Annotated in this window: 20 protein-coding genes; 11 read left to right on the top strand and 9 right to left on the bottom strand. The window is 66.1% G+C overall.

Translation table 11 applies throughout. The features are described from left to right. Positions 1–24 precede the first annotated feature (24 nt). The 3 genes from BLS81_RS05315 to BLS81_RS05305 all read left to right on the top strand — a co-directional run bounded on the left by BLS81_RS05315 (position 25) and on the right by BLS81_RS05305 (position 2613). Entirely contained in the window at positions 25–309 is a 285-nt protein-coding gene (locus BLS81_RS05315) for a GIY-YIG nuclease family protein (RefSeq protein ID WP_093221529.1), read from the top strand. Between the two features lie 105 nt (positions 310–414). Then, positions 415–1335, top strand: a complete 921-nt coding sequence (locus BLS81_RS05310) for an EamA family transporter (RefSeq protein WP_093221526.1) — start codon at positions 415–417, stop codon at positions 1333–1335. A 96-nt stretch (positions 1336–1431) separates the two neighbouring features. Next, a complete protein-coding gene (locus tag BLS81_RS05305; protein ID WP_093221524.1) occupies positions 1432–2613 on the top strand; it encodes an MBL fold metallo-hydrolase in 1182 nt (393 codons plus the stop codon). A gap of 96 nt (positions 2614–2709) precedes the next feature. On the opposite strand, the gene BLS81_RS05300 is transcribed toward BLS81_RS05305, so the two are convergent. Continuing rightward, entirely contained in the window at positions 2710–2985 is a 276-nt protein-coding gene (locus BLS81_RS05300) for a GCG_CRPN prefix-to-repeats domain-containing protein (RefSeq protein WP_093221521.1), read from the bottom strand. A 102-nt stretch (positions 2986–3087) separates the two neighbouring features. Next, positions 3088–3681 carry a DUF3617 domain-containing protein gene (locus BLS81_RS05295; protein WP_093221517.1) on the bottom strand — a complete coding sequence of 198 codons (594 nt, stop codon included), beginning with the start codon at positions 3679–3681 and terminating at the stop codon, positions 3088–3090. An 86-nt stretch (positions 3682–3767) separates the two neighbouring features. On the opposite strand from BLS81_RS05295, the gene uvrB reads away from it, so the two are divergent. After that, positions 3768–5978 (top strand): excinuclease ABC subunit UvrB, encoded by a 2211-nt coding sequence (gene uvrB / locus BLS81_RS05290; RefSeq protein WP_093221515.1) that lies wholly within the window; start codon positions 3768–3770, stop codon positions 5976–5978. 27 nt (positions 5979–6005) lie between these two features. Next, entirely contained in the window at positions 6006–6326 is a 321-nt protein-coding gene (locus BLS81_RS05285; protein WP_093221512.1) for a HigA family addiction module antitoxin, read from the top strand. Between the two features lie 91 nt (positions 6327–6417). Here BLS81_RS05285 and BLS81_RS05280 read toward each other — a convergent pair whose 3' ends face one another. Further along, positions 6418–7020: a DedA family protein gene (locus BLS81_RS05280; RefSeq protein WP_093221510.1), complete on the bottom strand. Its 603-nt coding sequence runs from the start codon at positions 7018–7020 to the stop codon at positions 6418–6420. 96 nt (positions 7021–7116) lie between these two features. On the opposite strand from BLS81_RS05280, the gene ileS reads away from it, so the two are divergent. Genes ileS through BLS81_RS05265 form a run of 3 tightly spaced genes read left to right on the top strand, consistent with a single transcriptional unit; the run spans position 7117 to position 11013 of the window. Then, positions 7117–10086 carry an isoleucine--tRNA ligase gene (gene ileS / locus BLS81_RS05275; RefSeq protein ID WP_093221507.1) on the top strand — a complete coding sequence of 990 codons (2970 nt, stop codon included), beginning with the start codon at positions 7117–7119 and terminating at the stop codon, positions 10084–10086. Next, positions 10083–10604 carry a signal peptidase II gene (gene lspA / locus BLS81_RS05270; protein ID WP_093221505.1) on the top strand — a complete coding sequence of 174 codons (522 nt, stop codon included), beginning with the start codon at positions 10083–10085 and terminating at the stop codon, positions 10602–10604. Before ileS ends, lspA begins: the two co-directional genes overlap by 4 nt. Next, complete coding sequence (locus BLS81_RS05265) at positions 10597–11013, top strand: DUF3035 domain-containing protein (protein WP_093221502.1); 417 nt, start codon at positions 10597–10599, stop codon at positions 11011–11013. Before lspA ends, BLS81_RS05265 begins: the two co-directional genes overlap by 8 nt. 83 nt (positions 11014–11096) lie before the next feature. Here the strand turns inward: BLS81_RS05265 and BLS81_RS05260 are convergent, their stop codons facing one another. The 3 genes from BLS81_RS05260 to BLS81_RS05250 all read right to left on the bottom strand — a co-directional run bounded on the left by BLS81_RS05260 (position 11097) and on the right by BLS81_RS05250 (position 14071). Beyond that, entirely contained in the window at positions 11097–11858 is a 762-nt protein-coding gene (locus BLS81_RS05260; RefSeq protein WP_093221500.1) for a TorF family putative porin, read from the bottom strand. A gap of 186 nt (positions 11859–12044) precedes the next feature. Further along, a complete protein-coding gene (gene metC / locus BLS81_RS05255; RefSeq protein WP_256326069.1) occupies positions 12045–13235 on the bottom strand; it encodes a cystathionine beta-lyase in 1191 nt (396 codons plus the stop codon). Next, positions 13232–14071, bottom strand: a complete 840-nt coding sequence (locus BLS81_RS05250) for a sulfurtransferase (protein ID WP_093221494.1) — start codon at positions 14069–14071, stop codon at positions 13232–13234. The genes metC and BLS81_RS05250 overlap by 4 nt, the downstream gene beginning before the upstream one ends. Before the next feature lie 121 nt (positions 14072–14192). Between BLS81_RS05250 and queF the strand changes: the two genes are divergently transcribed. From queF to BLS81_RS05235, 3 genes are all read left to right on the top strand, one after another. Continuing rightward, positions 14193–14639: a preQ(1) synthase gene (queF, locus tag BLS81_RS05245; RefSeq protein ID WP_093221491.1), complete on the top strand. Its 447-nt coding sequence runs from the start codon at positions 14193–14195 to the stop codon at positions 14637–14639. A gap of 133 nt (positions 14640–14772) precedes the next feature. Beyond that, positions 14773–17046 (top strand): glycosyltransferase family 4 protein, encoded by a 2274-nt coding sequence (locus tag BLS81_RS05240; protein WP_093221489.1) that lies wholly within the window; start codon positions 14773–14775, stop codon positions 17044–17046. 46 nt (positions 17047–17092) lie between these two features. Next, entirely contained in the window at positions 17093–18376 is a 1284-nt protein-coding gene (locus BLS81_RS05235) for a glycoside hydrolase family 130 protein (protein ID WP_093221486.1), read from the top strand. A gap of 15 nt (positions 18377–18391) precedes the next feature. On the opposite strand, the gene BLS81_RS05230 is transcribed toward BLS81_RS05235, so the two are convergent. From BLS81_RS05230 to BLS81_RS05220, 3 genes are read right to left on the bottom strand one after another with little or no spacing between them, the layout of a single operon-like run. Further along, positions 18392–19519, bottom strand: coding sequence for a glycosyltransferase family 4 protein (locus tag BLS81_RS05230; RefSeq protein WP_093221482.1), 1128 nt, complete (start codon positions 19517–19519; stop codon positions 18392–18394). Continuing rightward, positions 19516–21006: an oligosaccharide flippase family protein gene (locus BLS81_RS05225; protein ID WP_176787038.1), complete on the bottom strand. Its 1491-nt coding sequence runs from the start codon at positions 21004–21006 to the stop codon at positions 19516–19518. Before BLS81_RS05225 ends, BLS81_RS05230 begins: the two co-directional genes overlap by 4 nt. Then, entirely contained in the window at positions 20993–22990 is a 1998-nt protein-coding gene (locus BLS81_RS05220) for an acyltransferase family protein (RefSeq protein WP_093221477.1), read from the bottom strand. Before BLS81_RS05220 ends, BLS81_RS05225 begins: the two co-directional genes overlap by 14 nt. Positions 22991–23096: the final 106 nt, after the last annotated feature.

The raw sequence follows: 23096 nt of genomic DNA, 5'->3' as shown, positions 1-23096 counted from the left end.
CGACGATATCGGGCCGGGGTGTTGATGGGCGGCTTCACGTACATCATGACCAACAAGCCGTTCGGCATCCTCTACATCGGCGTCACGGCTGACATCGCCCGCATTCAGGCGCATCGCGAGAAACGCGGCTCCGCCTTTGCCGCGAAATGGAATTGCACCCGCCTCGTACTGATCGAACATCACGACCGCATCGAGGATGCGATCCTCCGCGAGAGGCGCCTGAAAGACTGGAATCGTTCATGGAAATGCCGCCTGATCGCCGAAGCGAACCCCAATTGGGATGACCTCTGGGAAACGATCAACGCATAACCGTCGCCCCGGCGAAGGCCGGGGCCGCTGCGTAACTTTGCGAGCGGACTGCCCAAAACTCGGCGGCCCCAGCCTGCGCCGCGGCAACGTGCTTGGGCGCACGCCATGATCGCCTCCCCGATCTGGCTCCCCGTTACCCTTGTCGCGGGCGCGGTGCAGGCGTGGCGGACGGCGGTGCAGCGGCGGGTCGGCAGGTCGCTGTCGGTCAACGGCGCCGGGCTGGTGCGCTATCTCTACGGTCTGCCGTTCGCGCTCGTCATGCTCGCCGGCTATCACGCACTTGCCGCGCCCGGCGTCTGGCCCGCGCTCGGTGCGCAATTCTGGCCGTTCTGCCTCGCCGGGGCGATCGGGCAGATCGTCGCGACCAACCTGCTGCTGATGGCGTTCGGTGAGCGCAACTTCGTCGTCGGCACGGCCTATTCGAAGACCGAGGCGGTGCAGGCGGCGCTGTTCTCGGCGGTGCTGCTCCATGACCATTTGAGCGCGTTGAGCTGGGCCGGCATCGCGCTCGGCGTGGTCGGGGTGATGGTGCTGGCGACCGGCGGGCGGGCGATGGCGCCGGTCGCGTTCGCGCGTGCGCTCGGCGAGCGGGCGGCGCTCTACGGTATCGCCTCGGGCACCGTGTTCGCGCTGGCGACGATCGCGATCCGCCGCACCACGTTCGAAGTCGCGACCGGCGATCACATCCTCGCCGCGCTCGTCACGCTCACGGCGACCGTCGCCACCCAGACGATGTTGCAGGGCGGCTATGTGCTGCTGCGCGAACGTGGCGAGATGGCGCGCGTGCTGGCGAGCTGGCGGGTGTCCGGCCAGGTCGGTCTGCTCTCCTCGGTCGGTTCGGCGTGCTGGTTCACCGGCTTCGCCACCGCGCCGGTCGCGCTGGTGCGGATCGTCGGGCAGGTCGAGGTCGCCTTCACGATGGCGTTCGCGCATTTCTACCTCGGCGAACGCATGGCGCGGAGCGAGGTCGCGGGGCTGCTGATCGTCGCGACCGGCGTGGTGCTCGCGCTCGCCGGCGCGCTGTGACGCACGCGGCCGCCTGACCCGCGCTATCCGGTGTGCGGGGCGACGGGCGCTCCGCGCGGGGTTGCGCCGCGCCGCACAATGGCTCAACGGCACGTCATGCGGTTTCTTCGTTTCCTGGTGGCGGCGATCCTGTGGATCGTCGTCTTGATCTGCCTTGCGATCACGGTTCTGCCCCGCTTCCTCGACGCGCGCTATTATCGCGGACCGGTGAGCGGGCATTTCGACGGCAGGCGCTTCGCCAATCCCGATGGTGACGACACGTTCGCGCCCGCCGCCCGCCCCGGCGGCAAACCCGCGCCGGCGCCGGGCCTGGGCATGATGGTGCGCTTCCTCACCGGCAGCGACGGGCGCCCGGCGTGGCCCGATCACGTCGCCGTCCGCCGCGTCGCACCGCCGCCGCGCGTCAGCGGCGACGCGATGCTCGCCACCTGGGTCGGGCACGCCACCGTGCTGGTGCAGACGCAGGGGCTGAACATTCTCACCGATCCGGTCTGGTCGCCGCGCGCCGGGCCGCTCGGGCTTGGCCCCAAGCGCGTCGCCGAACCGGGCGTGGCGTTCGACTCGCTGCCGAAGATCGACCTCGTCCTGGTCAGCCATGACCATTACGACCATCTGGACCTCGCCACGCTCAAACGATTGTGGGATCGCGATCACCCCCGCATCGTCACCAGCCTGGGCAATGACAGCGTCATCGGCCAGGCGGGCGTCCCCGCGATCGCGCGGGATTGGGGCGGCCGCGTGCCGGTCAAGCCCGGCGTCGAGGTGATCGTGACGCGCAATCACCATTGGGGCAGCCGCTGGATGGCCGATCGCAACCGGGCATTGTGGTCCAGCTTCGTGGTGACGCTGCCCGGCGGCAATCTGTTCTTCGCGGGCGACACCGGCGCGGGCGATCTGCGCTGGGCGGACGAGGCGGCGGCCTATGGCCCGGTGCGGCTGGCGTTGATCCCGATCGGCGCGTTCCGCTTTTCCGCCGGGCAAATGGCGGCGGGCAGCCATATCGGGCCGATCGACGCGGTCGAGGTGTATCGCCGGCTTGGCGCATCGAGCGCGATCGGCATCCACTGGGGGACTTTCCGCCTGTCCTACGAAGCCTATGACACGCCGCCGCGTCTGCTCGCGGCGATCGAGCGCTGTCGCGGTTTGAGCGGCTTCGGCACCGTCGCGTTCGGCCGCCCGGTACCGATCGCGCCGTATGCGCCGCCGGTGGCGAAGCCTGTTCTGCCGGCCGCTACGGCGGCGTGCCTCGCCTCGCCGGCGGTGCGGAGCTTGCCGTGACGTTGCGCCCGGCGATGGTCCGCGCTGGCCTGATGGCGATGCGGCGCGGCGGATAGGGCAAAGCGCGCCGCCGCGCACGGCGACGGCGCGGGAGACTTACCAGTAGCGCCAGCCGCCGTGCCAGCGTTGACGGCGATGCCAATAGCGCCGGCCGTCCCAATAGCCGCGACCGGCATAATAGCGATCGACCACCAGCGGCCCGCGCTCGACCACCACCGGGCCACGCTCGACGATCACCGGCCCGCGGTTGGGGCGGCAATCGCCCCAGCGATTGCGATGCCCGCCGGGGCCGCAGCCGTCGCGCGCCTCGGCGCTCGATACCGACAGCATCGCGATCCCGATCGCCAGTGCGGCGGCAACACGTTTACGCATACACACCTCCTCCTTCGGAGGCGGTGGAACGCACATTCGGGCGCGGCGTTCCGCGCGGGACGGCGCGGGCGGGGCACGCTCCGCCGCGCAGGCAGTGGCGCCTTACGGCTTGGTTTTCGGCGTCGCTCCGTTCTCGTCGCCACGGCATTCGCCGGTGCGCCTGGCGTCGATCGTGATCGTCATCTTCTGCGCGCCCGGGCCGCCTGGCGCCGCGCCGGCACCGGGCGCCTCGGTGGTCGAACGCATGTCGAAATGATAGCTTTCGGGCGTGTAGCTGCCCGCCATCGTCGCCTTCATCGTGCCGACGGTTTCCTTGCAGACCATCGCCGCGTCGATCTTGCCGCCCGCCATCGTGAAATGGTCGTAGGTGCAGTGGCTGTCCTTCGCGCCGGTGAAGAAGCCGCGCTTGGCCTTGACGTCTTCGGGCGTGACGCAACTGGTGAAGCGATGCGGCTCGGTCATCCGCGCGCTCATCTGCTGCTGCACCTCAGGGGGCAGGCCGCTCATCTGCATGTCGTGCATCGTCATGCTGCCTTCCCACCGCCCCGGCTTGACGAGATCGGCGTCGCCGGTCGCCGCGGCCACCTTGGCTTGCACTTCGGCGGGCGTCGCGTTGGTCGCCTCCACGGTCGGGGTCTTGGCGGGGCCGCAGGCGGCGAGCGGCAGAGTCAGAACGGCGGCAAACACCAAACGCATGGAGTCATCCCTTTGATACGGTTTGTTTTGTGCGACCCGTTCCCGCTTTGTTGCGGCTGGGCGCGGTACAGCCCATATTGCCGGACATGGCAATCCAGATTCGCACGACCTTGGACGAGCCCGAAACCGGGCAGACCTTCATCCCGCACCGGCCCTCGCGCCCGCCCAAGGCGGAAGGCGGGCGGCCGTTCAAGATCGTCTCGGACTATAGCCCCGCCGGCGACCAGCCCACCGCGATCGCCGAACTCGTCGCGCAGACCGAAAGCGGCGAGCGCGATCAGGTGCTGCTCGGCGTCACCGGATCGGGCAAGACCTTCACGATGGCGAAGGTGATCGAGGCGGTGCAGCGCCCCGCGCTGATCCTCGCCCCCAACAAGATCCTCGCGGCGCAGCTCTACGGCGAGATGAAGTCGTTCTTCCCGGACAATGCGGTCGAATATTTCGTCAGCTATTACGATTATTATCAGCCCGAGGCGTACGTCGCGCGCTCGGACACCTATATCGAGAAGGAAAGCTCGACCAACGAGGCGATCGACCGGATGCGCCACTCGGCGACCCGCTCTTTGCTCGAACGCGACGACGTCATCATCGTCGCCTCGGTGTCGTGCCTGTACGGTATCGGCTCGGTCGAAACCTATTCGGCGATGATCTTCGATCTCAAGAAGGGCCAGAGCGTCGACCAGCGCGAGATCGTCCGCAAGCTCGTCGCGCTGCAATACAAGCGCAACGACGCCGCCTTCGCGCGCGGCAATTTCCGGGTAAAGGGCGATAATCTCGAGATTTTCCCGTCGCACTATGAGGATACCGCCTGGCGCATCTCCTTCTTCGGCGACGATATCGAGGAGATCACCGAGTTCGATCCGCTCACCGGCAAGAAGGTGGCTAATCTTGATTATGTTCGCATCTACGCGAACTCGCATTACGTCACGCCCGGCCCTACGCTCAAACAGGCGATGGAGGCGATCAAGCACGAACTCGCCGAGCGGCTCAAGGAACTGATCCCCGAGGGCAAGCTGCTCGAAGCGCAGCGGCTCGAACAGCGCACCAACTTCGATCTCGAAATGATCGCCGCGACCGGATCATGCGCCGGCATCGAGAATTACTCGCGCTTCCTGACCGGCCGCCTTCCGGGTGAGCCGCCGCCCACCTTGTTTGAATATCTGCCCGACAACGCGCTGCTGTTCGTCGATGAAAGCCACCAGACGGTCGGCCAGATCAACGGCATGTCGCGCGGCGACCACCGCCGCAAGCTGACGCTCGCCGAATATGGCTTCCGCCTGCCGAGCGCGATCGACAACCGGCCGCTACGCTTCAACGAATGGGACGCGATGCGCCCGCAGACCACCTATGTCTCGGCGACGCCGGGCGCTTGGGAAATGGAGCAGACCGGCGGCGTGTTCGTCGAACAGGTGATCCGCCCGACCGGGCTGATCGACCCGCCGGTCGAGATCAAGCCGGTCGAGGAGCAGGTGCAGGATTGCATCGTCGAGTGCCGCAAGACCGCGGAGCTCGGCTATCGCACGCTCGTCACCACGCTGACCAAGCGCATGGCCGAGGATTTGACAGAGTTCATGCACGAGGCTGGGCTCAAGGTCCGTTACATGCACTCGGACGTCGAGACGCTCGAGCGGATCGAACTCATCCGCGATCTGCGGCTCGGCGTGTACGATGTGTTGGTCGGCATCAATCTGCTGCGCGAGGGGCTCGACATCCCCGAATGCGGGCTGGTGTGCATCATGGACGCCGACAAGGAAGGCTTCCTGCGCTCCGAAACCTCGCTGATCCAGACGATCGGCCGCGCCGCGCGCAACGTCGACGGCCGCGTCATCCTCTACGCCGACCGGATGACCGGCAGCATGGAGCGCGCGCTCAACGAGACCAACCGCCGCCGCGAGAAGCAGCGCGCCTACAACGAAGAACACGGCATCACCCCGCTGACGATCCGCCGCAACATCGGCGACATCATCCAGGACGTGTCGCAGCGCGATCAGGTCACGGTCGAGATCGACGAGGACCGCCCGCACATGGTCGGCCACAACCTGCGCGCCTATATCGAGGAGCTCGAGAAGAAAATGCGCACCGCCGCCGCCGACCTCGAATTCGAGGAAGCCGGCCGCTTGCGCGACGAGATTCGCGTGCTCGAAGCGGAGGAGTTGGGGCTTCCCGGCGCCGAACGCCCGGTGGCGCCGGTGATGGGCCGCTCGAACGAGGGCAAGCCGGGAACGCGCAAGACGCGGTATGGCAAGAGCCAGAAGATGCGCGCCGGGCTGCCGGGGGCGAGCCGGCGGGGGCGGTAAACCACTGGTCGAACGGAGGCGCGGAGGATGTCCGGATCGAGGACTACCATCGCGGATGAGGACCGGCTGGACAATGTCCATCCCGGCGACATTCTGCGCCAGGATTTTCTGATCGGCAGCGAAATCCCCTTGGCGGAAGTCGCGCTGGGGGCGGGTATCGATGAGACGCGTCTCGCCGCGCTCGTCTCGTCGAAGCTCGATGTCGATGCCGCGATCGATCTGCGGCTGAGCGGCTATTTCGGTATTTCCGAAGGTGTGTTCCTCGCGCTGCAAAACGACTTCGATCTTGAGGAAGCCAAGCGCGCGCTTGACGGCGACCTCGACCGCATCGTCCCTCGCGCCGCCTAACCGTCGCCCCGGCGCAGGCCCGGGCCGTTACGTAGTTTGGCGAGCCGAGTGCCCTATAACGCAGCGGCCCCGGCCTGCGCCGGGGCGACGCTTATTCTCCCCGCGGCTTCCACGTCACCACGCGCCACACATACACCACCGCCACCGCGGCCATGATCGCCGCGCTTGCCGGGCCGAACCAAGCCTCCAGCACGCGGAACCGCGCGCCGAGATACCAGCCCGCCCACGCCAGCAACGTGTTCCAGATCGCCGCCCCTGCCGTCGTCCACAGGCAGAACTTCCAGCGTTGCATGCGCGCCATCCCCGCCGGCAGCGAGACGATCGTGCGGAAGGCGGGCATGAAGCGGAACACGAACGCCACCCATTCGCCGTGGCGCTGGAAGAAGGCATGGAGCCGCTCGACATCGCGCCATTCGACCGTCAGCCAGCGGCCCCAGCGGGCCACCACGGGCTTGAGTGGTGCGACACCGAAATGTCGGCCAAGCGCATACCAGGCGTAATTCCCGGCGGTCGTCCCCAGCGTGCCTGCGACGATGAGCGGTACCATGTCCATCTCGCCGTGCGCGACGGCGATGCCGCCCAGGCCCATGATGACCTCCGACGGGATCGGCGGGAAGATGTTCTCCAGCGCCATCAGCAGGAAGATGCCGAGATAGCCGCTGCGGGCGATGAGTTGGACGATCAGGTCGGTCATGAGGGTTGAACGCCGTCCCTAGCCGCGCGGGTGCGAAAGGGAACCGCCTTGAACAATTTGTAACGCACGCGCCCCTCGTATATTGCGCGCGCACCCATGACCGACACCACCGCATCCGATACGCCGCGCGACTGGCGCGAAACCGTCTTCCTGCCGAAGACCGACTTCCCGATGAAGGCCGGCCTCGCCGCCAAGGAACCCGCGATCCTGGCGCGCTGGGAGAAGCTCGGCCTGTACGATCGGCTGCGCGAGCAGCGCGCCGGGCGCGAGCGCTTCATCCTGCACGACGGCCCGCCTTACGCGAATGGCGACATTCACATGGGCCATGCGATGAACAAGGTGCTCAAGGACATCATCGTCCGCAGCCAGTCGCTGCTGGGCAAGGATGCGCCCTACGTGCCGGGCTGGGATTGCCACGGCCTGCCGATCGAATGGAAGGTCGAGGAAGCGTATCGCGCCAAGAAGCTCGACAAGGATCAGGTACCGGTCGCGCAGTTCCGCGCCGAGTGCCGCGCCTATGCCGAGAAATGGGTCGCGGTGCAGCGCGCGCAGTTCGAGCGGCTCGGCGTGATGGGCGACTGGGCCGATCCCTATCTGACGATGAAGTTCGAAGCGGAAGCGTCGATCGTCGGCGAGTTGCTCAAGTTCGCGGAGTCGGGGCAGCTCTATCGCGGCGCCAAGCCGGTGATGTGGTCCCCGGTCGAAAAGACCGCGCTCGCCGAAGCCGAGGTCGAATATGAGGACGTGGTCTCGACCCAGATCGACGTGGCGTTCGAGATTGTGGAAGCGCCGAACGCGCCCGAACTGGTCGGCGCGCATGCGGTGATCTGGACGACGACGCCGTGGACGATCCCGGTCAACCAGGCTTTGGCTTATGGGCCGGAGATTGAGTACGCTGTGGTTGCGCTTCATCTTGGTGCAACCATGCGCGGTTCTGGCGATGCTCATGTCGTTGAGGGAGCGCATCCACTCCTTCCTATTGCTGAGAACAGATACATCGTGGCCTCGCATTTGGTCGGCGCGTTGCAGAGCCGGATGCAACAAGGGCTTGGGCGAGATTATCAGGTCAACCTAGTCGTTGAGGCCAACATCAGAGGCTCAGACCTTACTGGCGCAACCGCGCGCCACCCGATGCACGCGCTCGGCGGGTTCTTCGCGCGCCCGCGTCCGTTCCTCGCCGGCGACTTCGTCACCACCGATGCCGGCACCGGCCTTGTCCACATGGCGCCCGATCACGGCGAGGACGATTTCCTGCTGTGCAAGGCGCACGGCATCGATCCGGTGTTCGCGGTCGATGGCGCGGGCATGTACCGGCCCGACTGGCTGTGGCTCGGCGGGCAGGGCAGCGTCATCAACAAGAAGTTCGTCAGCGCCGAGGGGCCGATCTGCTCCGACCTGCGCGCTGCGGGCGCGCTGCTCGCGGCGAGCGACGATTTCGCGCATAGCTATCCGCATAGCTGGCGCTCGAAGGCGAAGGTGATCTTCCGCGCGACGCCGCAGTGGTTCATTCCGATGGACCAACCGTCCGGGGCACGTGCTTCGACTTCGCTCAGCACGAACGGTGTAGAGAGCGGCGCGACCAGTCCCTCCGTTCGTCCTGAGCTTGTCGAAGGACGTGCCACGCACGCCGCCCCTAGCTCCAACGGCGCCACCCTCCGCGAGATCGCGCTCGATGCGATCGAACATACCCGCTGGGTGCCCGAGCGCGCCAAGAACCGCATCAACGCGATGGTGTCGCAGCGGCCCGATTGGGTGATCTCGCGCCAGCGCGCGTGGGGCGTGCCGATCGCGCTCTACGTCAACCGCGCGACGGGCGACTACCTCCGCGACCCGGCGGTCAACCAGCGCATCCGCGACGCTTTCACGGCGGGCGGCGCCGATGCGTGGTTCTCGGCCGATCATCAGGCGCTGCTCGGCCCCGACTATGACGCGGCCGACTATGAGGTCGTCACCGACATCCTCGACGTGTGGTTCGACAGCGGCTCGACTCATGCCTTCGTGATCGAGGCGCGCTACGGCGAAGGCGTTCGCGCCAACCTCTATCTCGAAGGTTCGGACCAGCATCGCGGCTGGTTCCAGTCGTCTCTGCTCGAAAGCTGCGGCACGCGCGGGCGCGCGCCCTATGACGCGGTGCTGACGCACGGCTTCGCGCTCGACGGCAACGGGCGGAAAATGTCGAAGAGCCTCGGCAACGTCGTCGATCCCTTGAAGGTGATCGGCGAGAGTGGTGCCGACATCCTGCGCATGTGGGTCGCCTCGGTCGATTATTTCGAGGACGTGCGGATCGGCAAGGAGGTGCTCAACACCACCTCGGACGCCTATCGCAAGTTGCGCAACACCTTCCGCTATCTGCTCGGTGCGCTCGACGGCTTCACCGACGTCGAGACGGTCGCGCCGGATGAGATGCCCGAACTGGAGCGCTACGTGCTCCATCTGCTCGGCACGCTCGACGTGGAGTTGAAGGCGGCGGCCGAGGCGTATGAGTTCAACCGTTATCTGCGGCTGCTCACCGATTTCGCCAACGAGGATCTGTCGGCCTTCTACTTCGATATCCGCAAGGACTCGCTCTATTGCGACGCGCCGAGCGACCTCAAGCGCCGTGCCGCGCGCACCGTGTTCGACATCCTGTTCCATGCTTTGGTGCGCTACGCCGCGCCGATCCTGTGCTTCACGGCCGAGGAAGTGTGGCAGGCGCGCTTCCCGAGCGAGGACGGCTCGGTGCATTTCCTCGAATGGCCCGAACTGCCGGCGGTGCCGGGCGACGATGGCGTGTCGACGCTCTGGGCCGAGGTGCGCGCCCTGCGCGCGCAAGTCACCGAGGCGATCGAGCCGCTGCGCCGCGAGAAGGTGGTGCGCTCCAGCCTCGAAGCCGAGGTGACGGTGCCCTCGCTGCCGGTCGATGCGGCCGAACTGGCCGAGGCGTTCATCGTCGCGAAAGTGACAAAGGGTGAGGGTGTGTCGGTGACGCGCACCGACTATCATAAATGCGGCCGCTGCTGGCGGTTGCTGCCCGAGGTGACCGAAGACCTCGCTTTGTGCGATCGCTGCGAAAGCGTCGTCGCATGAGCCGCTTGCCGATCGCCGGCTTCGCCGCCGCCGCCGTGTTGTTCATCGCCGATCAGGCGGCGAAATACGGTGTCACCCAAGTCCTTGGTCTCGACGAACTGACCAATGCGCGCGAGATCACGCCGTTCTTCAACCTGCAGTTCGTCGCCAACCGTGGTGTCTCGCTCGGGCTGCTCCACGCCAGCACCGACATGATGCGCTGGATGCTGGTGGCGATGACCGGCCTCATCGCGGTAGGCGTGCTGGTGTGGATGCTGCGCGAGCCCAAACGGATCGAGCAGATCGCGCTCGGCTGCGTGTTGGGCGGTGCGATCGGCAACATCCTCGATCGCGTCCGGCTCGGGTACGTCGTCGATTTCGCCGATTTCCATATCGGCACCTGGCAACCGTTTTTGGTCTTCAATGTCGCTGATGCGGCGATTACGGTGGGGGTGCTCGTCTTGTTCGTCCGCGCGCTTCTGGTACGCGACAAGCCCCGGGCGGAACGAGCTTCTGTGGAGAATTCTGGCAATGCGTAAACTGGTTTGTGTCGCGAGCGTATCGAGTGTCGCGCTGTTGCTCGGCGGCTGTGGCCATTCGCGGCTCGGCCGCCCCGGCGGACCCGACGAGTTCGCCGTCGCGCGCCAGGCGCCGCTGGTGATTCCGCCCGATTTCTCGTTGGCGCCGCCGCAGCCGGGTGCCGCGCGCGCCAACGACATCAGCCCCAACGCGCAGGCGCTCGATGCTCTGTTCGGTGGCCCGGCCGCGCGTGGCGCGGGCGAGAGCGCGACGATCGCGGCGGCGGGCGTGGACTCCGACGATCCCGGTATCCGCTCGTCGGTCGACGATCCGCAGACCAACGTGATCGACAAGGGCGCCTCAACCCGCGACGTGGTTGCTGCCCCCGAGGGCGACGGCCAAAGCGCACGGGCGTCCGCGCCGAAGTGAGCCGCCGCTAAGCCACGGACACAAAAAAGGGAGCGGCGAACCGCTCCCTTTTTCTTTGTCGTCGGTCCCTGGCGAGCGCTCGCTTAAAACGCGGCGCCCAGCGACACCACGACGCCGGACCCGGAAATGTTGCGGGTTCTGTCGTGCTGATCGGTGATGAACGAATCCTTGTTCGTATCGACATAGCTGACGCCGAGCGTGAGGTGGTTCCACGTCACCGCGCCACCAAGGCCCCAATCGGTGTAATTGTCGCCGATCGAAAGATAGCTCGGGCCGAAGGTGTGGCCGAGATGCGCGGTGAAGCTGATCGGGGTGTTGGGCACCGAGGCGGCGAGATCGCCAGCGAGATACACATTGTCCTCGGCGCCCTTGCCGACGCTCAGCGCCTTCTGCTTGGGCGCGTAATTGACGGTGACCTTGCCGTTAACCGGACCGAACTGGGTCGAGACGTCGAAATAGGGCTCGGCGAAATCGGTGTTGGCGTGGCCGCCGCCGGGATAGTAATAATAGAGCACGCCGCCATCGAGCTTGATGCCGTTGATCGTCTTCGAATAGCCCGCGATCAGATCGATTTCCTGATCGCTGCCGTTTGCGACATAATCATCGATCGAGGAGCCCCAGACCGTCGCGTAAAGGCCGGACTCATGCGAGACCGTGAAGGTGCCCTGCAAAGCCACCTTCTTGTCGGTCTGCGAGATGCCGCGGAACCTGTAGTCCGAGATCAGCGTGGCACCGCCCGAAACGGTGAATGCCGGAGCCGGAGCGGTGGGTGCGTCGTCCGCGAAGGCGGGCGTGACGGAGGCGGCGAGCAGCAGCGCGCCGAGCGAGAGTGTGGAGAAGCGCATCGTTTTCCTTTCGAAATGCGTCGTCCCCGCCTGCTTCCGTGGGCATGTGCGTCTGTAAGGGAAGCCCTCCGCGCAACTGGCCGTTGGAGGCTTTGATGTGCCGGTGCTCATGGTGCAGCACAACAAAATTTTGCTGGTTTGTGTCTGTTTTGTTGCCAGTGTGGTGGCCGGGCAACACGTCTTCCTTTATGAGACGTGCGCGCGGAAGCGGGCGAGCCCGGCGTCGAGGTCGGCGATCAGATCGTCGGTGTCCTCCAGCCCGATTTGGAGGCGGATGATCGGTCCGGCATCGGCGCGGCGTGTTGCGGTGCGGTGGCGTGCGGGATCGACCGGCAGCGCGAGGCTTTCGAACCCGCCCCAGCTAAAGCCGATGCCGAAATGGTCGAGGCCGTCGATCAGCGCGGCGCGCGCCGCATCGTCCCCGCCGTTCAACACGAACGAGAACAGCCCCGACGCGCCCTTGAAGTCGCGCGCGAACAGCGCATGGCCGGGGCAGGAGGGCAATGCCGGGTGTAGCACGCGTGACACTTCGGGGCGCCCCGCCAGCCATTCGGCGATGCGGAGTGCGCTCGCCTGATGCTGGCGCAGCCGCACCGCCATCGTCCGCAAGCCCCGCGATCCGAGCCACGAATCGTCCGGGCTCGCGACCTGACCCAATTGAAAGCTGGTATCCCGTAGCTTGCCGAAATGCCCTGGTGCCGCCGTGACCGATCCGAGCATCACGTCCGAATGGCCGACGACATATTTGGTGCAGGCGAGGATCGACAGATCGACGCCATGTTCGATCGCGGGGAAGAACAAGGGCGTAGCCCAGGTGTTGTCGAGTAGCGTCACCACGCCGCGCGCCTTCGCCGCCGCGCAGATCGCCGGCACGTCCTGCACCTCGAAGGTGAGGCTGCCGGGGCTCTCCATCAGGATCGCGCGCGTGGCGGGGCCGATCAGGTCGGCGATGCCGGCCCCGATCAGCGGATCGTAGAAGCGCGTGGTGATGCCCATCCGCTTGAGCAACGTGTTGGCGATCCCGCGCGACGGATCGTAGGCACTGTCGACGAGCAGCAGCTCGTCGCCGGGAGACACTACCGAAAGCAATGCCGCGGCGATCGCCGCGACGCCCGACGGATAGAGGAACGTCGCCTCGGCGCCCGGCTCGAGTTCGGTGAGCGCGTCGGCGAGGCTCCACTGGGTCGGCGTACCACGCCGGCCGTAGAACAGGCGATGGTGCGTGTCGGTGGCGCCCGAGGCGCGCAGGTCCGCGACGCTGTCGTACAGGATGGTCGAGGCGCGCCAGACCGGGGTGTTGACGATGCCCTGGGTCCAGTCTTTGCGCCGTCCGGCGGCGACGACGCGGGTCGAATCGCCCTTACCGTTCGCGCTCATGCCTCGCCCGTCGCATTGGGGGTAGCGGGATCGGCCCCCCATTCGGACCAACTGCCGTCATAGAGCGCACCGTCCGCGCCGAGCAGATGCGCGCCGAACAGCAGCCCGGCGGCGGTGATGCCCGATCCGCAGGTGGTGACGAGCGGCTTCGCGAGATCGATTCCGGCATCGTCGAACGCCGCCCGCAGCGCGTCTCCGGTCTTCCACGTGTTGTCGGCGTTGAACAGCGTCGCATAGTGCAGGTGTTTCGAGCCGGGGATATGGCCGGGAGCAACGCCAGGGCGCGGGTCGGCTTCCTCGCCGGTGAAGCGGCTCGCCGATCGCGCGTCGAGCACCTGCTCGGCACCGCTGTCGATGTTGGCCCGCATCGCCGCCAGATCACGCACGTCGTCTCGTATCGCGGCGATGGTGAAATGGCGGTGCCGTGGCGCGGGTTCGCCGCTTTCCACGGCGCGGCCCTCGGCGCGCCATTTGCTGAAGCCGCCGTCGAGGATCGCGACATCGCGCACGCCGAAATGGCGCAGCATCCACCATGCGCGTGCCGATGAACGCACCGGGGATGCGTCATAGATCACGATCCGCGTGCCATCGCCTAGGCCAAGCGACTGCATCCGGCTCGCGAATTTCTCGGGCGCGGGCAGCATGGTGGGGAGGGGGCTCGCCGTGTCCGCCACCTCGGCCAGATCGAGAAACACCGCGCCCGGGATGTGCGCGGCCGCGAACTCGGCCCGCGCATCGCGCTTGTGCTCGGCAAGGTAATAGCTCGCATCGACGATGCGCAGATCGGCCGCGCCCAGTTCGGCGGCGAGCCATTCGGTCGATACCAGCGAGTCCATGTTCACACCTCATCGTGTCTGGGGGCGGGGCGGTGCAGCCCTCGAACCGCGTCCTAGCCCTGCATCCCGGCGTCGTCGAGGCGCAGTGGCGAACCCGCGTGTACGACACTACATAGCCGGCATGACTCCAAAGCATCTCGGCCAGACCAGCGCGCTTCCTTCCTCGCCCGAGGAAGCCGTGCTCGATTACGTTCCCAACCCGCGTCGCGGGCGCCCGTATCTGGTGCGCTTCACCGCGCCCGAATTCACGTCCCTGTGTCCGGTGACGGCGCAACCCGATTTCGCGCACCTCGTCATCGATTACGCGCCCGACGCGACGATCGTCGAATCCAAGTCGCTCAAGCTGTTCCTTGGCGCCTTCCGCAACCATCAGGCGTTTCATGAGGATTGCACGGTCGGCATCGGCGAGCGGCTGTTCGCGGAAATGCAGCCGCTGTGGCTCCGCATCGGCGGCTATTGGTATCCGCGCGGCGGCATTCCAATCGACGTATTCTGGCAGTCGGGCTCGCCCCCGGAAGGATTGTGGCTGCCTTCGCAGGACGTGCCGGGGTATCGCGGACGAGGCTGAGCGGGAACAATATTGATTCAAATCAATGGGATTCGATATGCCGCGATGCAACAATAATGCAACCATATCGCGGCCGAACCGTTTGAGGAGGCGTAGCGGGCGTTAAGCCGTTGTTCATGCAGGATGGCCTTTGATGACACGATCAGCAGACGTGCTCCCTTCTGTCGATCATATCGCGTTGCTCGGCAATTTCCTTCCGCGCAAATGCGGCCTCGCGACATATACGACTGATACGTTCACCGCGTTGAAGGGCCGCTTCCCCGACCTGAAGGTCGATGTGTACGCGATGGACGATCATCCGGGCCGTTACGCATATCCCCCGGAAGTGACGATGAGCATCCCCGAGCAGGATCGCATCGCTTACTCCGAAGCGGCGCGGGCGATCGAACAGAGCGGCGCGCAGGCGCTGTGGGTTCAGCACGAATATGGCATCTATGGCGGCCCGGCGGGCGAGCATTTGCTCGCGCTGCTCGACCGCGTCACCATTCCCGTCATCGTGACGTTGCACACCATCCTCGAACGCCCGAGCGCGGACGAGCGACGTGTCATGGAGGGGCTGCTGCGCCGCGCCGCCAAGATCATCGTGATGGCGGAGCGTGGCCGTGAGATTCTCGAGCGCGTATATGGTGCGAGCGCGCGTACCCTCGCGATGATCCCGCACGGCGTGCCCGATCGTGAGTTCGTCAACCCCGATACGCTGAAGGCGCGGTTCGGCTGGCAGGGCAAGCAGGTGATCTTCACCTTCGGCCTGCTCGCGCCCGGCAAGGGCATCGAAACGATCATCGACGCGATGCCGGCCATCACCGACAAGCACCCGGACGCGCTGTATGTCGTGCTTGGCGCGACTCATCCGAACCTCGTCGCGCACGAGGGCGAGGCGTATCGCGACCGGCTCAAGGCGCTCGCCGCCGAGCATGGCGTGGCCGACCAGGTGGCCTTCATCAACGAGTTCGTCGAGCATGACGATCTGATCGATTATCTCCAGGCGGCCGACATCTACGCGACGCCTTATGTGAACCCCGCGCAGATCACGTCGGGCACGCTGTCCTATGCGGTGGGCGTCGGCAAAGCGGTGGTGTCCACACCGTATGTCCACGCCACCGAGATCCTCTCCGACGGGCATGGCGTGCTGGTCGATTTCGGCGACAGCGAAGCCTTCGCACGCGAAATCAACGCGTTGCTTGGAAGCGATCGTAACCGCATGCGGCTGTCGCAGCGTGCCTATGAGCGTGGCCGCACGATGATCTGGCCGCGTCTCGCCGAGCGCGCGATGCGCGAGATCGTCGGAATGGTCGCGGCCAGACCGCGCCGGATCGCGGGGCCAAGCACGTCGCTCACCCCGCTCGATCCGGATTTCTCCGCAGTGGAGCGGATGAGCGATTCGACCGGCATGTTTCAGCACGCGATCTTCTCGGTGCCTGACCGTCGCCACGGCTATTGCATCGACGACAATGCCCGCGCGCTGATGCTGACGTGCAAGATGGACGCGCTCGCCGACGACACGCGCGACAAGTGGATGACGATCTACGAATCGTTCCTCCAATATGCCTGGAACCCCGAGGCGCGCCGCTTCCGCAACTTCATGCGCTTCGACAGGACGTGGTGCGAGGACGCCGGATCGGAGGATTCGAACGGCCGCACGCTCTGGGCGTTGGGCGTAACCGCGCGCGACGCGCGGCATGCCAAGCACCGCGACTGGGCCGTGGCGATGTTCGACATGACCGCGAGCCTCGCCTTCGAACTCGGCAGCCCCCGCGCGCACGGCTTCGCCATGCTCGGCGCGGCGGCGATCCTCGAAGCCTTCCCGGGACATGCGCTCGCGCGCAGCATCCTCACGCGCTTCTCGACCGAACTGCTGGCGTTGCTTGAAGAGGCGCGCCGCCCCGAATGGGAGTGGTTCGAGATCGTGCTGGCCTATGACAATGCGCGTCTGCCCGAGGCATTGCTCCGGGCCGGCAAGGCGCTGAACCGCGACGATCTGATCGCATGCGGCACCGCCACGCTCGATTGGATCATCGCGCAGCAGACCTCGCCCGAGGGCCGCTTCCGCGCCGTCGGCAGCGAGAGTTTCAACCGGCCTTATCAGCCGCCATTGCCGTTCGACCAGCAGCCGCTCGAAGCGCAGGCGACGATCGAGGCGTGCGAGGCCGCGTTCGAGGCCACCGGCGATCAGCGCTGGATCGACGAGGCGATGCGCGCGTATCTATGGTATCTGGGTGTCAACGATCTCGATCTGCCGCTCGCCACCGTACAGGACGGCGGCTGTTTCGATGGGCTGATGCCCACCGGTCTCAACCGGAACCAGGGTGCCGAATCGATTTTGGCGCTGCAACTTGCCTCTTGCGCGATTTCGGGGCTTTCAAAACGGGCCGAAAGCGTGGCAGGACCGGATCGCGCCGTCGCGTAGCCTCGCTCGCGACGCCGCGGGTGCGGACGATTGGCGAGGCTTAGGCGTGATAGATTTGTTTCACCATGCACTGCGGCTGCATGCCGATCCGTCGCGGGTCGTCGTGCGCCCGTTCCACCTTGCCTGGGCGAATAACGGGCAGGGGCCGAGCCGCACCGAGCGGATCGTCAACGCCGTGCTCGCACTCGACGCTGCCGAGACGAGCGCCGAGCTGGAGATCGTGCTCAAGGATTTCGAGGCGCGGCACTGGCAGACGCGGCGCGTGTTCATGACGCGCTATGACGAGATCGAGGGGATGCTCGGCCTGAATGGCGCGGCGATCGACGACGAGAAGCGACAGTTGATCGGCGCGTATTTCTGCCACGAATATAGCTATGCGGCCGCCGCGCTCATGAACCCTAGCGCGGTGCCGCACCACGACCAGTCGGGCATGCCGCCGGGGTCGCAGCGCATCCTCATGTCGCTGCGCGCGGTCGGCGAGGGGCACATCTCCTCGGTTGCGTTTCGCGAAGGCATCATCACTGACAACAATGAGTTGAAGCTCGCTCCGGAGCCGCCCTTCGCGACCGCGACCGATATGGTCGGCGTCGATGAAGAGCATGTGCCCGAGGGCCCGGTGACAGTGTACCGTCACCGCGACTCGACTCTGTCGGGCACGGTGATCTTCCCGATCACCAACGCGCAATCAAAGGGTCTCGAGGATCTGCGCCTCGTCCATTTCCAGCACGATGACGGCTCGTGGGAGTGGCTCGGCACCTATACCGCCTACAATGGGTCCGCGATCCAGTCCGAGTTGATGCGAACGCGTGATTTCCGCGCGTTCGATCTGGTGCCGATGACCGGTCCGGCCGCGCGCAACAAGGGCATGGCGTTGTTCCCGCGCAAGATCGATGGCCGATATATGATGATCGGCCGCCAGGATGGCGAAAATCTGTTCCTGCTCAAATCCGATACGCTCACGCATTGGGAGGAAGGCGAAAAGCTGCTCGCCCCCGAACTGCCGTGGGAGCTTGTGCAGATCGGCAATTGCGGGCCGCCGATCGAGGTGGATCAAGGCTGGTTGCTGCTGACCCACGGCGTTGGCGCGATGCGCAAATACGCGATCGGTGCGGTGTTGCTCGACAAGCACGATCCCTCGAAGGTGCTCGGGCGGACCAAGGAGCCGATCCTCGCGGCGGCCGACCAGGACCGTGAAGGCTATGTGCCCAACGTCGTTTATACCTGCGGCGCGCTGCGGCACGGGGACAAGCTGTTCGTGCCTTACGGCGTGGCGGACAGCTCGGTCGCATTCGCCTTCATTCCGATCGCGAGCCTGCTCGCGGCGATGTGACGGGGCGCCGGTCGGTCAGCGAAGCTGGTCGATCAGCGCGCGGAACCGCCGGGCGCGGATATCGAAGCTGAACTGGTGTTCGTACAACGCGCGCCCCGTTGCGGCGATGTGCGCGGCCAGCGCCGGTTCGGCGAACATCGTGTCGATCGCGCGAATCCAATCGGCGGGGTCGTCCGGATCGCAGAGCATCGCGCTATGCCGGTCCGCGACCATGCGTTCCACCGAGGGAATGCGGGACGCCACCACGATCCGCCGCGCCGACAGATATTCGACGATCTTGAGCGACGAGAGATCATCCGCGCGTACGAAAGGCGCGCCGTCACCGCCGAAGCCTGCGCGTTCGTAAGGCGCCAGGCCGACGCGGAAACTCGCGAGCGCGGCGCCGACGTCGGTCGGGTTCACATAGCCGGCGAGCGTGACGTTGGGGAGCGCCGCGAGTCGCGCCGCGGAGGGTGGATCGCGCGAGGGGTCGCCGTAAAGCACCACGCTATAATGGGGCGCGAGTCGCGCGATCGTCTCGACGAAGCCGACGCCTTTGCCGGGCATGAAGCTGCCGACGAAACCGATATCGTAACGCGGGCGGATGTCGGCCCCCCCGGCGAAATCGCGCGCCGCGCTCGCAATCATGGCCGGCTCCCCGCCTTTTCGCCTCAAGAGCGGATCGAGTTCATCCACCACACCCTGCGACAAGGCGGCGACACGCAGCCGGTCCGACCGGACCAGGTGCGACAGCCGCCGCCACACCGCCCAATGTTTGTAGGTCGCGGAATGCTGGTGCAGTTCCAGCACGGTTCGCCGGCCCAGCGCCGCTGTCAGCAGCGCGACTTGCGGCATGCGTGTGATGATGATCGCGCGGGCGAACTCGGGCCGGCGCAGGGCGGCGGCGTATGCGGGATAGTGCCCGGCATTGTCCGGTACGCTCAGGTTGCGGAACCGCACGCGCGGATGTGGCTGATAGGTCGCGGTGATCTCCGCCGTTGTTCCACCGCCATCAGGGGAAACGATGCATATACGCTCCCCGAGGGCCGCGAGCGCGGAGCATAATCCGATGACGGCGCCCGAGTTCGCGGCTTTGTTAGGCAGGGTCTGCCCATAGAGATAGACGATCGTCGGCGTGTCGGCCGCGCCCGGCGGGCCGATCATATGGCGCGGCCACGCTGACGGATCATCGCGCGAAGGACGCTGTCGACCAGCCACGATGGCGCCGTGAACAGGACGAAGCCCAAGAAGAGCGCATCCGCGATCGCCATCACCATTTCACCCGACCAATAGCTGAGCCGCGCAACCGCGACCGCCGCCAGCACATGAAACAGGAGCAACCCTCCGGCGAGCGCCGCGGCGCGGGCATGAATCATGATGGTGCGCGAGAGACTGGCGTGCAGCAGCCGTACCGCTTGGCCCAGCGAGAGGGCGTAGAACAGCCACACCGCGATCGACGTGCTGAGCGCGACGCCCGCCGACTGCCAACGCACCGCGATCAGCGCGCCCGATGCCAGCGCGACGAGATATACAAACTGGCGCAGCGCCGCCGAGCGTGCCCGCCCGAACCCGACCAGCACGCTCTCCGAAACCTTGTACCCGCAACGCGCCACCAGCGCCGAGAACAGGATCTGGACGAGCGGAATCGCCGCCAGCCACTGCTTGCCGAGTAGCGCGCGTACGATCGCCTCGGCGTGGAGGCACGCGAACGTTCCCGTGACGGCGAACACCGGAACCGCGACCGCCAGCGCACGCTCGAACGTGGCGCGCGCCGCGCTGCCGCCGTCCTGCAGCCCTGCGAAGATGGGCACCAGCACGCGCTGCATCGGCCCGCTCGTCGCGGATACCGCGATGTCGAGCAGGCGCCAGCTTCGCGAATAATAGCCAAGTTGCGCCAGACCCAGAAAGTGACCGGCAACCAGACTGGTGCTGGAGAGCGCCGCCCAGTTGAGCAACTGGTTGAGCGCGAAAAAGCCTTCGGTCGCGCCGAGTTCGGACAGGCCGGCGCGCGAAATGGTGACGCGCCACGGCAGGCGCGCCTTGCGCGAAACGATCGCCGTCTCGACGGCGCTCATCGCGATCGTTCCCAGCAGCAAAGACCACGCGCCGCAGCCGCTGATCGCGAGCGGCACCGAGACGAGCAGCGATCCGCAAGGCGCCGCGACCAGTGAGGCGAGCGAAATCGCCTTGTAGCGTCGCTCCCGCTGTAGCACCGCACAGGCGATCACGAACACCGCGCGTAGCAGGATCACGCTCGTCGCGGCGGCGATCAGTTCGGCGAGTCGGTCGAAATGGAAGAAGCGCTCGATCAGCGGCGATGTGGCGACCAGCGCGCCCGCCAGTATCACGGCGACCAGCAGGCAATTGCCGAGCGCGATGCGCACCCGTTCACGGTCGAGTTTGGGGCTACGGATGATGCCGACGCCGAAGGTGCCGTCGAAGACCGCCATCGACAGCGAGATGACGATCATGACCGGCACGAGCTGGCCGAATTGCTGAGGGGTCAGAAAGCGCGACAAAATCGCGGTCGTGACGATCGACAGCGCTATGTTGCTGGAGCGCCCGGCGACCAGCCAGGCGAGACCGCCGGCGGCGCTCTGCCTTCCCGGACGACGAACGCCGCCTGCTGCGGCGGCTTCAAGACCGGCCATCATCATGTCCGATCGCCGCGTGGGCGGTATGGCCGTTGAAGAGTTTCGTCACGAGCGTGGCGAGCATGGGCTCCAGCACGGCGTTGCCGGCTGCGCCGGGGTGAGATGCATCCCAATACAAGGGGGTTCCAGCCGCATCGGTCACGGCGCAAAGCGACCGGCATGTGATGTCGGCGGGATCGACGATGGCGTCCGGCCGTAGCGCGTCGATCGCGCGATTGAGCGGAACGAACGCAGCGCGATGATCGGCCAGAGTGTAGTGCAACGGTGCGAGGCTGCTACGGGCCACCGCACGGCCCACCGACGTGGTGGCGCCGGGCAAGGAACGGACGATGCCGATCCGAACGCCCATCGAGCGATAGACGGCGACAGTCCGGGATAGCGCACGCGTGACATTGTCGAGGCGTGATGCGGCATCGTAACTGGTTCGTCCCGCGAAGATGGTGTTCTTGGCGCTGAGCACGTTACGCCAGTTTGCGACGAGGATGATCGCCGCCGGCTTCACCGCACGCACATAGGCGGCCATCGCCGCGCTCGCGGCCGCGCAGCCGCGCGACGTCTCGACACGATCAAGGCCGAGCAGCGGCGGGCAGCCGGGCTTCGAAATCAGCCGCGCCGGGATGTCCGATCGTTCGAGCGCAGCCGAAAACGCCGGCTTCAACGCCATGGCTTCGGAATCGCCGAGGATGACCAGGCGCGGTCGTCCGCCCGGCCCGACATCGCAGACGCCGACTTTCTTGCGGATGCCGATCTTGTGGGCGGCGCCGCAGCGATAGGCCGCCTCCATCGCGGCGCCTTCGCGGATGGACAAGTCGACCATCCGGTTCTGCATGGACGTGAACCGCGCGGGCAGGCCGTTGCCGACGATCAATATCGCGGCGACGGACATTCCCGCTGTCAGGCAGGCGCCGCCGAAGCTCCACACGAAGGGCTTGCCGCCGCCCTTGCGCAACGGCCGCTCGACGAAGCGCCATGACGCGGTGGCGACGGCCAGCGAGAGCAGGATCGCCACCACGGTCAGGTCGGGCGACATTGGCATGCCGAATTTCAGGCCCAGGAAGACGATGATCGGCCAGTGCCAGAGATAGAGCGAGTAGGAGATCAGACCAAAGAATCGCAGGCCGCGGTTCGACAAGGCGACCGCGCAGGAGGTTCCGCGGCTCGCCCACAGGATCGCCGCCGCGCCCGCGCATGGCGGCAGCGCGGCGATGCCGGGGAACAGCATGGACTCCTGAAAGGTGAGTACCGGGATCAAGATCGCGCCAACCCCCGCCCAGGCCAGCACGGCGGCATATCGGCCCGAATAGGCGGGGATCAGCGCAACGAGCGCGCCGATCAACAGCTCCCAGGCGCGTGTCGGCAGCATGAAGAATGCGGTGCTGGGGAAACGGTGAAGAACAAGCTCGCTGACCACCAGCGATCCCACGATGCCGAGCATCACGATAGGCCGGATCGCGGATCGCGCATATCGGACCATGAGCCAGAGCAGCAACGGGAAGATGATGTAATATTGCTCTTCGACTGCAAGCGACCATGTGTGCAGCAACGGCTTGGTCGCGGACTCGGCGTCGAAATATCCGTCCTCGCTCCAGAACAGGATGTTCGACATGAACAGGCAGGTGGCGAGGATTTGCCGCCCGAATGCCGCGAATTCATCGGGAAGGAGGATGAACCAGCCGATTGCCGAACTCGCCGCGAGCATCGCGAACAGGGCAGGGAACAACCGCCGGATCCGGCGTTCGTAGAAGTTCAAGATACTGAACTTACCTGCGGAAATCTCGCGATAGAGGATCCCGGTGATCAAAAATCCGGATATGACGAAGAAGACGTCGACTCCGACGAAGCCGCCGCTGAAGAAGGTCACGCCGGCATGAAACAAGATCACCGGTAGTACCGCCAGCGCGCGCAGCCCGTCGATCTCGGGCCGATATCGCAGCGCTTCGGGCGAGTGGACCTGCCCGACCTCCGGCCTGCTTCCGTGCATGAACGCTCAACCCCCGTCGATGCGTTCGGGATCGCTTCCCGAACTCAGAATGCGGTGGCCTCTGTATCACTTCGTCGAAGCTTTGTGCGGTGCAGCGCGAATGAGA

This window comes from Sphingomonas sp. NFR15 (assembly GCF_900103265.1).
Lineage (GTDB): Bacteria > Pseudomonadota > Alphaproteobacteria > Sphingomonadales > Sphingomonadaceae > Sphingomonas > Sphingomonas pollutisoli.
Note: the sequence above shows the minus strand (reverse complement) of the source record. Positions and strands in the feature narration are given on the sequence as shown.

Coding starts and splice junctions, on each gene's coding strand:
- BLS81_RS05315 (WP_093221529.1), top strand. CDS start 25: ATGGGCGGCTTCACGTACATCATGACCAACAAGCCGTTCGGCATCCTC.
- BLS81_RS05310 (WP_093221526.1), top strand. CDS start 415: ATGATCGCCTCCCCGATCTGGCTCCCCGTTACCCTTGTCGCGGGCGCG.
- BLS81_RS05305 (WP_093221524.1), top strand. CDS start 1,432: ATGCGGTTTCTTCGTTTCCTGGTGGCGGCGATCCTGTGGATCGTCGTC.
- BLS81_RS05300 (WP_093221521.1), bottom strand. CDS start 2,985: ATGCGTAAACGTGTTGCCGCCGCACTGGCGATCGGGATCGCGATGCTG.
- BLS81_RS05295 (WP_093221517.1), bottom strand. CDS start 3,681: ATGCGTTTGGTGTTTGCCGCCGTTCTGACTCTGCCGCTCGCCGCCTGC.
- uvrB (WP_093221515.1), top strand. CDS start 3,768: ATGGCAATCCAGATTCGCACGACCTTGGACGAGCCCGAAACCGGGCAG.
- BLS81_RS05285 (WP_093221512.1), top strand. CDS start 6,006: ATGTCCGGATCGAGGACTACCATCGCGGATGAGGACCGGCTGGACAAT.
- BLS81_RS05280 (WP_093221510.1), bottom strand. CDS start 7,020: ATGACCGACCTGATCGTCCAACTCATCGCCCGCAGCGGCTATCTCGGC.
- ileS (WP_093221507.1), top strand. CDS start 7,117: ATGACCGACACCACCGCATCCGATACGCCGCGCGACTGGCGCGAAACC.
- lspA (WP_093221505.1), top strand. CDS start 10,083: ATGAGCCGCTTGCCGATCGCCGGCTTCGCCGCCGCCGCCGTGTTGTTC.
- BLS81_RS05265 (WP_093221502.1), top strand. CDS start 10,597: ATGCGTAAACTGGTTTGTGTCGCGAGCGTATCGAGTGTCGCGCTGTTG.
- BLS81_RS05260 (WP_093221500.1), bottom strand. CDS start 11,858: ATGCGCTTCTCCACACTCTCGCTCGGCGCGCTGCTGCTCGCCGCCTCC.
- metC (WP_256326069.1), bottom strand. CDS start 13,235: ATGAGCGCGAACGGTAAGGGCGATTCGACCCGCGTCGTCGCCGCCGGA.
- BLS81_RS05250 (WP_093221494.1), bottom strand. CDS start 14,071: ATGGACTCGCTGGTATCGACCGAATGGCTCGCCGCCGAACTGGGCGCG.
- queF (WP_093221491.1), top strand. CDS start 14,193: ATGACTCCAAAGCATCTCGGCCAGACCAGCGCGCTTCCTTCCTCGCCC.
- BLS81_RS05240 (WP_093221489.1), top strand. CDS start 14,773: ATGACACGATCAGCAGACGTGCTCCCTTCTGTCGATCATATCGCGTTG.
- BLS81_RS05230 (WP_093221482.1), bottom strand. CDS start 19,519: ATGATCGGCCCGCCGGGCGCGGCCGACACGCCGACGATCGTCTATCTC.
- BLS81_RS05225 (WP_176787038.1), bottom strand. CDS start 21,006: ATGGCCGGTCTTGAAGCCGCCGCAGCAGGCGGCGTTCGTCGTCCGGGA.
- BLS81_RS05220 (WP_093221477.1), bottom strand. CDS start 22,990: ATGCACGGAAGCAGGCCGGAGGTCGGGCAGGTCCACTCGCCCGAAGCG.